The sequence below is a fragment of the Serratia sp. SCBI genome (assembly GCF_000747565.1).
In the GTDB taxonomy this organism is placed as follows: domain Bacteria; phylum Pseudomonadota; class Gammaproteobacteria; order Enterobacterales; family Enterobacteriaceae; genus Serratia; species Serratia ureilytica.
This window is the reverse complement of the sequence record NZ_CP003424.1, coordinates 392,131-404,855: the sequence shown is the minus strand read 5'-3', so window position 1 is coordinate 404,855 and position 12,725 is coordinate 392,131. Positions and strand designations below refer to the sequence as shown.

The 12,725-nt window shown below is 60.6% G+C and carries 9 protein-coding genes, 3 tRNA genes and 1 pseudogene; 1 reads left to right on the top strand and 12 read right to left on the bottom strand.

Annotated features, from left to right (window positions below; translation table 11 throughout):
* Positions 1-30: 30 nt before the first annotated feature.
* The 9 genes and pseudogenes from hflC to nnr form a co-directional block, all read right to left on the bottom strand.
* On the bottom strand, positions 31-1,035 hold the full coding sequence (hflC, locus tag SERRSCBI_RS01815; protein ID WP_004933669.1) for a protease modulator HflC: 1,005 nt from the start codon (positions 1,033-1,035) through the stop codon (positions 31-33).
* Positions 1,036-1,038: 3 nt separating this feature from the next.
* Positions 1,039-2,289: an FtsH protease activity modulator HflK gene (hflK, locus tag SERRSCBI_RS01810; protein WP_033641626.1), complete on the bottom strand. Its 1,251-nt coding sequence runs from the start codon at positions 2,287-2,289 to the stop codon at positions 1,039-1,041.
* Between the two features lie 68 nt (positions 2,290-2,357).
* Positions 2,358-3,638: a ribosome rescue GTPase HflX gene (gene hflX, locus SERRSCBI_RS01805; RefSeq protein WP_042783518.1), complete on the bottom strand. Its 1,281-nt coding sequence runs from the start codon at positions 3,636-3,638 to the stop codon at positions 2,358-2,360.
* A 98-nt stretch (positions 3,639-3,736) separates the two neighbouring features.
* Positions 3,737-4,045, bottom strand: a complete 309-nt coding sequence (hfq, locus tag SERRSCBI_RS01800; RefSeq protein ID WP_004933678.1) for an RNA chaperone Hfq — start codon at positions 4,043-4,045, stop codon at positions 3,737-3,739.
* A 114-nt stretch (positions 4,046-4,159) separates the two neighbouring features.
* A pseudogene (miaA, locus tag SERRSCBI_RS01795) lies at positions 4,160-5,102 on the bottom strand (tRNA (adenosine(37)-N6)-dimethylallyltransferase MiaA).
* Positions 5,095-6,978 (bottom strand): DNA mismatch repair endonuclease MutL, encoded by a 1,884-nt coding sequence (gene mutL / locus SERRSCBI_RS01790; RefSeq protein WP_042783517.1) that lies wholly within the window; start codon positions 6,976-6,978, stop codon positions 5,095-5,097. Before mutL ends, miaA begins: the two are co-directional and overlap by 8 nt.
* Before the next feature lie 22 nt (positions 6,979-7,000).
* The gene (gene amiB, locus SERRSCBI_RS01785) at positions 7,001-8,797 is read right to left on the bottom strand and encodes an N-acetylmuramoyl-L-alanine amidase AmiB (protein WP_042783516.1); all 1,797 of its coding nucleotides are present in this window, start codon (positions 8,795-8,797) and stop codon (positions 7,001-7,003) included.
* Positions 8,798-8,804: 7 nt separating this feature from the next.
* Complete coding sequence (tsaE, locus tag SERRSCBI_RS01780) at positions 8,805-9,275, bottom strand: tRNA (adenosine(37)-N6)-threonylcarbamoyltransferase complex ATPase subunit type 1 TsaE (RefSeq protein ID WP_025305017.1); 471 nt, start codon at positions 9,273-9,275, stop codon at positions 8,805-8,807.
* Between the two features lie 10 nt (positions 9,276-9,285).
* Positions 9,286-10,800, bottom strand: coding sequence for a bifunctional ADP-dependent NAD(P)H-hydrate dehydratase/NAD(P)H-hydrate epimerase (gene nnr, locus SERRSCBI_RS01775; RefSeq protein ID WP_042783515.1), 1,515 nt, complete (start codon positions 10,798-10,800; stop codon positions 9,286-9,288).
* Between nnr and queG the strand changes: the two genes are divergently transcribed.
* The gene (queG, locus tag SERRSCBI_RS01770; RefSeq protein ID WP_042783514.1) at positions 10,799-11,938 is read left to right on the top strand and encodes a tRNA epoxyqueuosine(34) reductase QueG; all 1,140 of its coding nucleotides are present in this window, start codon (positions 10,799-10,801) and stop codon (positions 11,936-11,938) included. The two genes, nnr and queG, sit on opposite strands and share 2 nt — an antisense overlap.
* Before the next feature lie 311 nt (positions 11,939-12,249).
* Here the strand turns inward: queG and SERRSCBI_RS01765 are convergent.
* From SERRSCBI_RS01765 to SERRSCBI_RS01755, 3 genes are all read right to left on the bottom strand, one after another.
* Positions 12,250-12,325, bottom strand: a tRNA-Gly gene (locus SERRSCBI_RS01765).
* Positions 12,326-12,379: 54 nt separating this feature from the next.
* Positions 12,380-12,455, bottom strand: a tRNA-Gly gene (locus SERRSCBI_RS01760).
* 66 nt (positions 12,456-12,521) lie between these two features.
* Positions 12,522-12,597 (bottom strand) — tRNA-Gly (locus SERRSCBI_RS01755).
* Positions 12,598-12,725: the final 128 nt, after the last annotated feature.

Genomic DNA, 12,725 nt, shown 5'->3' with positions numbered 1-12,725 from the left:
ACGGGCCCTCGATCAGATTGCCTGCCGCGCTTATTTGCGCAGGGTATCAGGCGACTTCATGTAGCGGAAGAAATCGCTGTCCGGGCTCAGTACCAGCACGTCCTGGTTGTCCTTGAAGCTGGCTTCATAGGCACGCAGGCTGCGGATAAAGGCATAGAAGTCCGGATCCTGGCTGAACGCGTTGGCGAACAGCTTGGCTGCTTCAGCATCGCCTTCACCACGGGTGATACGCGCCTGACGCTCGGCTTCCGCCAGGGTACGGGTCACTTCGTAGTCCGCGCTGGCGCGCAGTTTCTCGGCTTCTTCCTGGCCCTGCGAGCGCAGGCGACGGGCTACCGCTTCACGCTCGGCGCGCATACGCTGGTAGATGGCGTCGGAGACTTCGGCCGGCAGGTTGATCTGCTTGATACGCACGTCGATCACTTCGATGCCCAACGCCGCCATGCTGTTCGGGTTCACCTGCGGCTGTTTGCCGGTGGTTTCCCGCTCAACGCGCGCCGCCGCAGAGGCGATAGCGTCATCGGCTTCGGTGGTCGCCACTTCTTCGCCGTCACCCACGGTGCCGGTGTTCAGCGCGTCACGCACGTCAGACATCAGCTTGCCGCGCGAGTCGGTCACGATGTCTTTCACGTCCAGGCGGCCGATTTCGGAACGCAGACGGTCGCTGAACTTGCGTTTCAGCAGCACTTCGGCCTGGGAGACGTCGCCGCCGCCGGTCGCCAGATAGTAGCGGCTGAAGTCGCTGATGCGCCACTTCAGATAGGAGTCAACGATCAGGTCTTTCTTCTCGCTGGTCACGAAGCGATCGGCCTGGTTGTCCATGGTCTGGATACGCGCATCCAGGTTCTTCACGGTCTCAATGAACGGGATCTTGAGGTGCAGACCCGGCGCATACACCAGCGGCTTGTTTTCGCCGTCGCGCAGCACCTTGCCGAAGCGCAGCACGATGCCACGCTGGCCTTCCTGCACCACGAACAGCGAAGCGTACAGCACCACCAGCACCGCGAGGACAATAACTACAAAAGACTTACGCATTGATTACTCTCTCCCTACGCGAGTGGTGTCGTCACGCTGCGCATTCGCCCGGCGCTGATCCATAACCGATCCGCTGCTGGTGCGCGGAGTGCTGCTGTTGGCAGCCGGCGCTGGATTCGGATTGAGGCGAATCAGGCTGGTATCCTTGTTGCCGCTCTCCGTCGCCGCGCCTTGGCCGCGCAGCATCTGATCCAGCGGCAGCACCATCAGGTTGTTGCCTTTGTCGCTCACCAACACCTTACGGGTATGGCCCAGCACTTTTTCCATGGTTTCGATATACAGACGCTCGCGGGTGATCTGCGGTGCGGACTTGTATTCCGGCAACAGCTTGGCAAAGCGCGCCACCTCACCCTGAGCTTCCAGGACGGTGCGGTCTTTATAAGCCTTGGAGTCTTCCAGCAGACGCTGCGCCTGGCCGTTCGCACGCGGCTGAACTTCGTTGGCGTAAGCTTCCGCTTCACGGATGTATTGCTGCTCGTTCTCACGCGCGGCGATCGCATCGTCGAACGACGCCTTCACCTCTTCCGGCGGACGCGCCGCCTGGAAGTTGACGTCCAGCAGCGTGATGCCCATGTTGTAAGGACGAATGGTCTCTTCCAGCATGCGCTGCGTATCGTTACGCACCACGGTACGGCCTTCGGTCAGGATGCGATCCATCGAGTATTTGCCGATCACGCCGCGCAGGGCGCTGTCGGTCGCCTGGCTCAGGCTGTCGTCGGCATTGACGACGCTGAACAGGTACGCTTCCGGGTTGGTCACGCGGTACTGCACGTTCATTTCCACGCGCACCACGTTTTCATCGGAGGTCAGCATCACGCCGGACGCCGCCAGCTCACGCACGGATTCCACGTTCACCGGACGCACGTCGTCGATGAAGGTCGGCTTCCAGTTCAGGCCCGGCTGCACCAGGTGGCTGAACTTACCGAAACGCGTCACAACGCCGCGCTCGGCTTCCTTGATGGTGTAGAAGCCGCTGGCGGCCCAGATCACCACCACGGCAACCGCCGCGATACCGATAATGCGGCCGCTGAAGCCCGGGCCGGAGGCCCCGGTGCCGCCGCTATTGCTGTTGGAGCCTTTGCCCCCGCCAAAACCGCTCAATTTCTTGCTCAGTTTGCGGAAGATATCATCCAAATCAGGTGGCCCTTGATCACGACCGCCTTTGTTGTTACCGCCAGAGTTGCCGCCATTGTTATTGCTGCTCCCCCACGGGTCGCGGTCCTGTCCGTTATTACCGGGCTGATTCCACGCCATGTTTTAGCTCCATATTCTGTGATTGGGTACTTCAGGCTTTCGCGAAGCATAAATGTAACAGGATATGATCATACGATAAAGTCAATCAGGTCCTGTTCTTGCTTGCAGAGACGACGCCATTCGACGATCGGCATTCGCACCACCACGCCAATGCTGCCGTCCTCTTCGTTCCACTCTTTTTCAATCGCCTGAAGCTGGTAAAAACGGCTGCGAAGACGGCCTGCCCGTGGCGGTAAGCGCAATTCGTAATGCGCGATCTCCCCCGATAAGCGCTCCGTCAACGCCTGATACAGCAACGGAATACCCTCTCCGCTGGCGGCGGACAGCCACACCCGGATCGGCAGGTTTTCATCGTTGCGGTCGATACGCGGCACAAAATCGTCCAGCATATCTATTTTGTTCATCACTAACAGTGTAGGGATTTCATCCGAGTCTATCTCCGCCAGCACGGTGTTCACCGCGTCGATGTTCTCGTCGACGCGCGGATCCGCCGCGTCGATGACGTGCAGCAGCAAAGAGGCCTGGCGCGTCTCCTGCAGCGTCGCCTTGAAGGCGGCCACCAGATCGTGCGGCAGGTGTCGGATAAAGCCTACGGTATCCGCCAACACGGTATCCCCCACGTCCGGCACGTCAATGCGCCGCAACGTAGGATCCAGGGTGGCAAATAGCTGGTCCGCCGCATACACCTCGGCAGACGTTATTCGGTTAAACAGGGTGGATTTGCCGGCGTTGGTGTAGCCCACCAGCGATACGGTCGGCACATCGGCGCGGGTCCGCGCGCGTCGGCCTTGTTCACGCTGCTTTTCTACCCGCTCCAGGCGGCGCAGAATCAAGCTGATGCGATCGCGCAACAGGCGACGGTCGGTCTCAAGCTGGGTTTCCCCCGGCCCGCGCAGGCCAATCCCCCCTTTTTGCCGCTCCAGGTGCGTCCAGCCGCGTACCAGACGCGTGGCAATGTGACGCAACTGCGCCAGCTCCACCTGCAGCTTACCTTCATGGGTGCGGGCACGCTGGGCAAAGATGTCTAAAATCAGCCCGGTGCGATCGATCACCCGGCATTCGCACAGGCGCTCGAGGTTTCTTTCCTGCGCCGGGGAAAGGGAATGATCAAACAGGACAACAGACGCGCCGCTGGCTTTCACCGCATCTGCAATTTCTTCGGCCTTTCCTTCGCCGACAAAGTACTTCGGATGCGGGGCTTTGCGGCTACCAGTCACCACTTGCAAAGCTTCGACACCGGCTGAGGAGACCAGCGATTCGAACTCGTTGAGGTCTTCCGTATCTTTGTCTTGCGAGAAATAGATATGAACCAGTACGGCCTGCTCACCGGCTTCATAACGGTCAAACAAGCGTGCAACCTCTCAAACGGACACTCACCGTGAGTTTGGGGGACATAAACAGCACGCGGCTGCTTATGCTCCCCGTCATGGTTGACTTGCAACGCGCTTTATTCAGCGTCATCGCTTTCCTGCTGCGGCTGTTGCTGCGCAGACGGATTGTTACCATGGTGATAGTTGCTTGAACCGCCGCTCGGATTGTTGCTGTGATGCGAGACCGGGCGTGACGGGACAACGGTAGAGATAGCGTGCTTGTACACCATCTGGCTAACCGTGTTCTTCAACAGGATGACAAACTGGTCAAAAGACTCAATCTGGCCTTGCAGCTTAATACCATTCACCAAATAAATAGAAACCGGAACACGTTCACGACGCAATGCGTTCAGGAACGGATCTTGCAAAGATTGCCCCTTAGCCATTCTATCTTTTCCTTATTTGCTTGTTGTTTGTAACTAAGAACCTGTCGGCTCTAAAATAAACGACGTAAAAAATTTGCGCGCTGAATACTCAGCAATTGTACACAATCACCCAACCTATGCACTAACAACCTGTGTCACCGAGTCCAAAGCCTCTCCCGGCTTTTCACTGTCCAACCAATGGACCGACTCCCAACCCCGTAACCAGGTCATCTGGCGTTTAGCCAACTGACGTGTTGCGCAAATACCACGATAAACCATCTCATCGTAACTAATTTCACCAGACAAGTATGACCACATCTGGCGGTAACCGACACAGCGAATGGAGGGCAAGTCCGTATGCAAATCACCCCGTGCGAAAAGTGCACGCGCTTCCGTCTCAAAACCCGCCGCCAACATTTGATGGTACCGCAGCTCGATGCGTTGATGGATCAACTCACGGCTGGTCGGCGCTATCGCAAATTGGTGAACTTGATACGGTAACGATTCACCCGAAATTTTAGTCAGTTCCGTTAAAGTTTTACCCGAAATAAAAAAAACTTACCAGTGCTCTGGACAGTCTCTGCGGATCATTCGGATGAATTCTCACTGCCGCGACCGGATCGATCGCCTGTAACTGACGGTGCAGCGCCTCCCAGCCCTGCTCCGCCGCTTGCCGTTCGATGCGCTCGCGCACCGCGGGATCGGCGGACGGCAACGGCGACAATCCTTCCAGCAACGCCTTGAAATACAACATGGTGCCGCCCACCAGCAGCGGAATGCGGCCGGCGGCGGTGATGTCGGCCATCTCTTTCAGCGCATCGGCGCGGAACTCCGCAGCCGAGTAAGCTTCGGCGGGATCGCGAATATCGATCAGCCGATGCGGCGCCTGCGCCAATTCTTCGGCGCTCGGCTTGGCGGTGCCGATATCCATGCCGCGATAAATCAGCGCGGAATCGACGCTGATCAGTTCCACCGGCAGGCGCTCGCGCAGCGCGATCGCCAGCGCGGTCTTGCCCGAGGCGGTCGGCCCCATGATGAAAATAGCCGGGGGACGTGATGTCATTTCAGTTTCAGTCATGCTTGAGGGCCGCCAGTGCGGCCTGTAAATCAACGGGTTGTAAAAGTCCGCTCGGTGGCGATTTGACCAGCTGCGGGCAAAGTCGTTCAACGTCGGTCAGCAATTGTATCGCTTGCGAGGTGTTCCACTGTTCATGTTCGCTGCCGAGACGGCGAGCGAGCCAGGTGGCCAACACCGCGGGCGACATCTCCTGATGCTCGGCCAGATAGCCTAACAGTTCGGGTATCAGTTTTTGTAAATTTTGTTGGCGTAATGGTAAAGGCACTGCGCGCAGCGTCACACGGCCGTGATCCGTCTGCAAATCCAGCCCCATCATCGTCAGCAGCGCCTGATGCCGTGCGATGGCCGCCGCTTCGTTCTTGTCCAACGTCAGCTTGACTGGGATCAGCAGCGGCTGCGGCCGCAGCCCTTCCGTCGGCGGATTGAGTTGCGCCTGGCGCAGCCAGCGCTCGGCCACCGTCAGGTTGAGCAACGCCGGCTGCTGGCGCTGTTCAATCAGCGCGTAGCACGGCGGATAGATCATCAGCACCCGGCCAAAGCTGTGTTGCCCGCTCGCCAACGGCGTTTCCACGGCGGCTTTCACCGGTGGGAACAGCGGCGGCCGACTCGGGGCTTCCGGCGCGGCCTCAGCCTGCGGCTCGGCGGCAGGCCGCATCAGTTTGCCGTACAGCTCGCCTTCGCGTTTCTGGTAACCGCCCGCCGTTTGCCAACCGGGTTGTGGCGCGCGCTCGCGGGCGGCGCCGGCCGATGACGGCGTCTCGCGACGCGGCGCCGGCTGTGAAAAATGGTTGCCGCCGGCGGCGACGCGGTTTTCCTGCTGCCAGACCGGCGCAGGCGTCTCGTCAGGCGTTTCCGCCAGCGGCAGCGACGGCGTCTGCCCGGCCTGTTGCAGCACCGTGGTCACCGCCTGGTAGATAAAATCGTGCACCAGCCGCGCCTGATGGAAACGCACCTCGTGTTTGGCGGGATGAACGTTGACGTCCACCTGGTGCGGATCCACCTCCAGATACAACACGTAAGCGGGCTGCTGATCGTCTTTCAGCTGATCCTGATAGGCCTGACGAATGGCGTGGTTGATCAAGCGATCGCGCATCATGCGGCTGTTGACGTAGCAATACTGCATTTCACCCAGTTGGCGCGCCCCGTCCGGATCCGCCACCCAACCGCGGATGCTCAGATCGCCATGCTGCCAGTCGATGTTCAGCGCATGCTGCAAAAACGCCGGGCCGCAGATGCTGCCCAAACGGCGCTCGTGCTGACTTTCTTCCTTCGCCGCCCGATATTGGCGGATCAGTTTGCCGTTGTGGCTGAGGTTGATCGCCACATCGAAGCGCGCCAGCGCGATGCGCCGCACCACTTCATCGATATGGCCGAATTCGGTTTTCTCGGTGCGCATGAACTTGCGGCGCGCCGGGGTGTTGTAAAACAGATCCAGCACTTCCAGCGTGCTGCCGACCGGGTGCGCGGCGGGTTTGACCGTCACCGCCTGCTCGCGCCCTTCGGCATAGGCTTGCCACGCTTCGCTCTGGTCTGCTGTGCGCGACGTCAGGGTCAAACGGGAAACCGAGCTGATGCTGGCCAGCGCTTCGCCGCGAAAACCGAGGCTGACGATCGCCTCCAGGTCGTCGAGCGTGCTGATTTTACTGGTGGCGTGCCGCGCCAGCGCCAGCGCCAGATCGTCCTTGCCGATGCCGCAGCCGTTGTCGCGAATGCGGATCAACTTGGTGCCGCCGCGTTCGATATCGATATCGATGCGCGTCGCACCGGCGTCCAGGCTGTTTTCCACCAGCTCTTTGACGACCGACGCGGGGCGTTCGACCACCTCTCCGGCGGCGATCTGGTTGGCGAGCTGTGGCGGTAACACCTGGATAGGCATGCTGACTCCTGTAGCGGTGGCGCTAGGCCTGCGGAATGGTCAGCGTCCGATCCAGCGGCGCGACGTCCGACTTCAGATTATTGACCCGTTTCAAATCGCCGACGCTGACCCCGTAGCGAGAAGCGATGGAGGACAGCGTGTCCCCGCGGGCCACTTTATGTTTAGACGGCTTCTTCGCCGGCGTTTTCGCTTTGGCGACGGCGGTGACGGCGGCGGTTTTCCCCGCCGGCACCTTCAGGCGTTGCCCGACCCACACGCCGTCTTTCTTCAGTTTGTTCAGATCCCGCAGCGCCGCCATGGTCGTGCCGTAGCTGTCGGCGATGCCGGACAGCGTCTCCGCCCGTTTCACCACGTGGATCTGGGTCTTGCCGCTTACGCTGCGGCTCTCGCCGGCCGAGCTGACGATAGGCTCAGGCTGGCGCACGTCTGGTGTTGAGGTGTTAACCGCCGCTGCGACGTCCAGCGGTCGGTTTTCCACCTTTGGGTCGGCTTGCAGCGGATGCGCCAGGAAGTAGCTGCGCAGGCCGTTATGAATGGCCTTGGCAATCTTCTCCTGATACGCGCTACTGCCCAGCAGCCGCTCCTCCGTGCTATTACTGATAAATCCTGTTTCCACCAGCAGCGATGGAATATCCGGCGAACGCAGCACGCCCAGGCTGGCGTGTTCCGGCCGGCGTTTATGCAACGATCCGACGCTCTGCAGCTGCTGCAGCACCTTCACCGCCACATCGTAGCCAACGCGCTGCGAGTGGCCGAACTGCAGATCCAGCACCGCCTGGCTCAGATAAGGGTCGGCCTGGCTGTTGGCCAGCAAGTCGCCGGCGCCGCCGAGCAGCTCGGACTGCTTCTCATGCTGTTCGAGCCAACCGGCCATTTCGCTGTTGGCGCGGCGATTGGACAGCACCCAGACGGAAGCCCCGCTGGCGCTGCGGTTTGGCGCGGCGTCGGCGTGGATGGAGACCAGTACGTTGGCGCCCTGTTTACGCGCAACGTCGGAACGCCCCATCACCGAAATAAAATAGTCGCCGTTACGCGTCAGCACCGGCTTGAACTGCGGGTCGGCGTCCAGCATCGCCTGCAGGCGACGCGCGATGGCGATAGTGACATTCTTCTCCTTCAACCCGCTCGGGCCGATGGCGCCCGGATCCTGGCCGCCGTGGCCGGCGTCGATCGCCACCACCACCCGATCGCCGGAACCGGCGGAAACGCGGCTGCTGCGCGGCGTCACCTCAGTGGCGGTGCCCGCGACCACGCTCTGTTTATTGGTAAAGGGATTCGATCCCGTCGGCGCTTTGCGCAGCGGCGGCTCCGGCGCTTCACGCACCGCGACCGGCGCCTGACGCGGCGGTTGGCTGACGGCGACCGGCGCAGGCGTTTGGACCGGCGCTTTACGCGCCACGGTATTGACGCCGCCTTCGGCCGTAAGGGTGAATACCACGGTGTGCACGCCGCCGTTCTGGCGGGTGGAGACGCGGGTTTTAGCGCGCTGAGTCAGATCAAACACCAGGCGCACGCTCTGAGCGTCTTTCGGCGCGCTGGAGCGAATGCTTTTCACCAGGTTTTGGCCGCTGAAATTGAGCGGCAGCCCGCCGACCTTGCCTTTCTGGTTGACGTCCAGCACCAAGCGCTCCGGGCCGTGCAGCGGGAAAAACGCGTAGTCCGGCGGGCCATTGAAGCTCACCGACACCGTCGCTTCGCGCTGGGCGTTGGACACTTTGATATCGGACAGCGAGGACGCCGCCAGCGCGTTCAACGCGCCGAGCGGCCCCAGCACGGCGATCAGCATGATGACCGCAAATTTTTTCAACGCATGCGTCATTGCAGCATCATCCCTGTGATCCATGAATACGGTCTAACAGCTGGCTGCCGTAAGCAGAAATCGCCTCGATCTTCGCCTCTCGCCCCTCGCCCTGATAGCTGAGGTGCAGCGCCAGATCCGGCTCCGGCAGCACGCCGGTGCCCTGCTGCGGCCATTCGACCAGGCAGATGGCGTCTTGCGCGAAGTAATCGCGAATGCCCATAAATTCAAGCTCTTCCGGATCGGCCAGGCGATACAGATCGAAGTGATATACCGCCAAGGGCTGCAAGGCATAGGGCTCCACCAGCGTGTAGGTCGGGCTTTTGACATTGCCCTGATGCCCCAACGCCTGCAGGAAGCCACGGCTGAAGGTGGTTTTACCGGCGCCCAGGTCGCCGTAGAGATAGATGACGCTGGCGCGATCGCAGGCCTTGGCCAAAGTGGTGCCCAAAGCGACAGTCGCTGCCTCGTCCGGCAGAGGTAAAACGAGTTCTTTCATTCGATAAAGTCTATTTTGCCCACTCAGGGTTAACGAAATGAAGGATGTCCGGCAGTAAATCGGTCGCCAACATGCCTCTTGTTCCTTGTCTTTCCGCTACGCGATCGCCGGCCGCGCCGTGTACGACGCAGCCCGCACAGGCGGCATCATACAGCGAGAGCTTTTGCGCCAGCAAACCGCCGATGATGCCCGACAGCACATCGCCCATGCCGCCGGAGGCCATGCCGGCATTGCCGACGTCGGCGAGCGCCATCTGGCCCTGCTCATCGGCGATCAGCGTGCCGGCGCCTTTCAGCACCGCCACGCCGCCATAGCGCGCCGTCAGGTTACGCACGGCAAGTAAGCGATCACTCTCGATGTCGGCAGTGCTGCAGCTCAACAGCCGCGCCGCCTCTCCGGGATGCGGAGTCATCACGCGATTCTGCCGTTTCTCGGGATTTAATGCCAGCAAGTTCAGCGCATCGGCGTCCCACAAGGCCGGTTTATCGCTGGTTTGCAGCACGTTCAAGGCGTTTTTGCCCCACTCAGCCTGGCCCAGCCCCGGGCCAATCACCAGCACGTCCGCCCATTGCATCGCCTGCCGCAAGGTCGTCTCGTCCAGCGCCTGCGCCATCAACTCCGGCCTGGCCGCCAGCAGCGGCGCGACGTGCTCAATGTGAGTAAGCACTCGCACCAATCCAGCCCCGCTGCGCAGCGCCGCTTCCGCCGCCATGCGAATGGCGCCGCCGAATCCGCGGTCGCCGCCCACCAGCAGCAGACGGCCATGCTCGCCCTTATGAGCGCAGGGGCGCCGCGGATGCAGCCAGCGCGGCAACGCCTCGGCGGTAAGCCGCTGAATCTGTTCCGGTTGCTTCGCCAACCAATCCGATAAGCCTAGCGTATTCTGATGAAGTTGCCCGACCCAGTCGCGCGCCTGCCCGGTCAGCAAGCCCGGCTTGAGGCCAATGAACGTGACGGTATGCGCGGCACGCACGACCGCGCCCGGCGCCGCGCCGCTTTCCGCCAGCAGCCCGGACGGAATATCGAGCGCCACCACCGGCGCCGAATGGCGGTTGGCGGCCTCGATCAGCGCATCGTAAGGCGCGCGCGGCGCGCTGCCCAGGCCGGTGCCTAACAGACCGTCGATAATAAGAGAGACGGACGCCGGCCAGCGGCTGTTCGCCGGCAGAATATCGCCGCCAGCGGCCAGCCAAGCCTCGCGGGCCGCTGCGGCCTCCGGCGGCAAAGGGCGTGCGCCTTCGCAGGCGATCACCGTCACCTGCACGCCCGCCGCCTTCGCCAAACGCGCCACCACATAGCCGTCGCCGCCGTTGTTGCCGTGGCCACAGAGCACCAGCCAGTGGTTGCAGGAGGGATAAGTGTCGCGCGCCAGTACGTAGGCCGCCTGACCGGCGCGCAGCATTAAATCGTAAAGAGAAAGACCGAGCGAGGCCGCCGCCGCAGGTTCCGAACGACGGATCCAATCCGCAGGCCAGACAGAGTGTGGTAAACTGTCAGCGTATGCTTTTTCACTGTGGCCCGTCATGACGCACCCCCTCGATCTCCATCAACTCGCCCAACATATCAAGCAATGGGGGCAATCGCTAGGATTCCAGCAGGTTGGCATCTGCGATACCGATCTCAGCCTGGAAGAGCCGAAGCTGCAGGCCTGGCTCGACAAACAGTACCACGGCGAGATGGAGTGGATGGCGCGCCACGGCATGCTGCGCGCACGCCCTCACGAGCTGTTGCCGGGCACGCTGCGGGTGATCAGCGTACGCATGAACTACCTGCCGGCCAAGGCGGCGTTCGCCAGCACCCTGCAGAACCCGCAATTGGGCTACGTCAGCCGCTATGCGCTGGGGCGCGATTATCACAAGCTGTTGCGTCAGCGCCTGAAAAAGTTGGGCGATCAGATCCAGGCCTACTGCGGCGAACTGAATTTCCGCCCCTTTGTCGACTCGGCGCCGGTCATGGAGCGCGCGCTTGCCGCCAAGGCGGGCATTGGCTGGGTTGGTAAACACTCACTAATTCTTAACCGCGAAGCCGGATCCTGGTTTTTCCTCGGCGAACTGCTGATCGACCTGCCGCTGCCGGTGGATAAGCCGCAGGAAGAGCAGTGCGGCCGCTGCGTCGCCTGCATCACCACTTGCCCGACCGGGGCCATCGTCGCGCCCTACACCGTCGATGCCCGGCGCTGCATTTCCTATCTGACCATCGAACTGGAAGGCGCGATCCCGGAGGAATTCCGGCCGCTGCTCGGCAACCGTATCTACGGCTGCGACGACTGCCAGCTGATCTGCCCGTGGAACCGATTTTCGCAACTCACCGACGAAGACGATTTCAGCCCGCGCGCCGCGCTGCATGCGCCGCAGCTGATCGATCTGTTCAGTTGGACGGAAGAAAAATTCCTGCGCATCACCGAAGGCTCGGCGATACGCCGCATCGGTCACCTGCGCTGGCTGCGCAATATCGCCGTGGCGCTGGGCAATGCGCCTTATGAGGACAGCATCGTGCTCGCGCTGCGCACGCGTTTGGACCAGGACGCCATGCTGGACGAACATATCCACTGGGCGCTGGCGCAACAGCTCGCTCGCCGTGAAGCGCAGGGCATCGAGGTGCAAACGGCGCAGAAAAAACGGTTGATACGGGCTGTGGAAAAAGGTTTGCCAAGGGATGCCTGACGGGGTGCGCCGCACGGGCGTATCGCCCGAAATCTCACTCTGTGGATTTGTGCATAAAAATAAAAACACGTTGTCTTTCAACTGCAACAAAAAGAGCAAGTGATCGGCATAACGTTTTGGGATAAATAAATAAGCTTATAAATCAAATATGTAAATATTTAATTTGTATGACGTTGATTTTTCAGGCTGGCGGGTTTATGTACAGAGACTGTGGATAACTCTGTTCACAACGTTTTTAGCAGGTGTGTAAAACGGGACAAAAACCCGCGCCGGAGAAGGCGTTGGATTTGAGTTTGAAACGAAGAGAAAATTGGAGCGGGAAACGAGACTCGAACTCGCGACCCCGACCTTGGCAAGGTCGTGCTCTACCAACTGAGCTATTCCCGCATTGAGATGCTTTTGGCATCCGGTCACCAAACACTGGCGTGACCTTTGAATTTTTGGAGCGGGAAACGAGGCTCGAACTCGCGACCTCAACCTTGGCAAGGTTGCGCTCTACCAACTGAGCTATTCCCGCGTCGCATAGGTACTGCTTGATACTGCTTTATTTATTCATCATGCCGCATCGCGACATTGTTGAATTTGGAGCGGGAAACGAGACTCGAACTCGCGACCCCGACCTTGGCAAGGTCGTGCTCTACCAACTGAGCTATTCCCGCCCGGCGTATCGATGGTGGAACGTTACGAAATTCTTCATCGGTACGGGGTGCGCATTATACGAGAAATCCTTTTTGTCGCAAGCCCCTGAAAGCAAAAAAACGCGATTTTTGTTTGATTGCCGATTAAA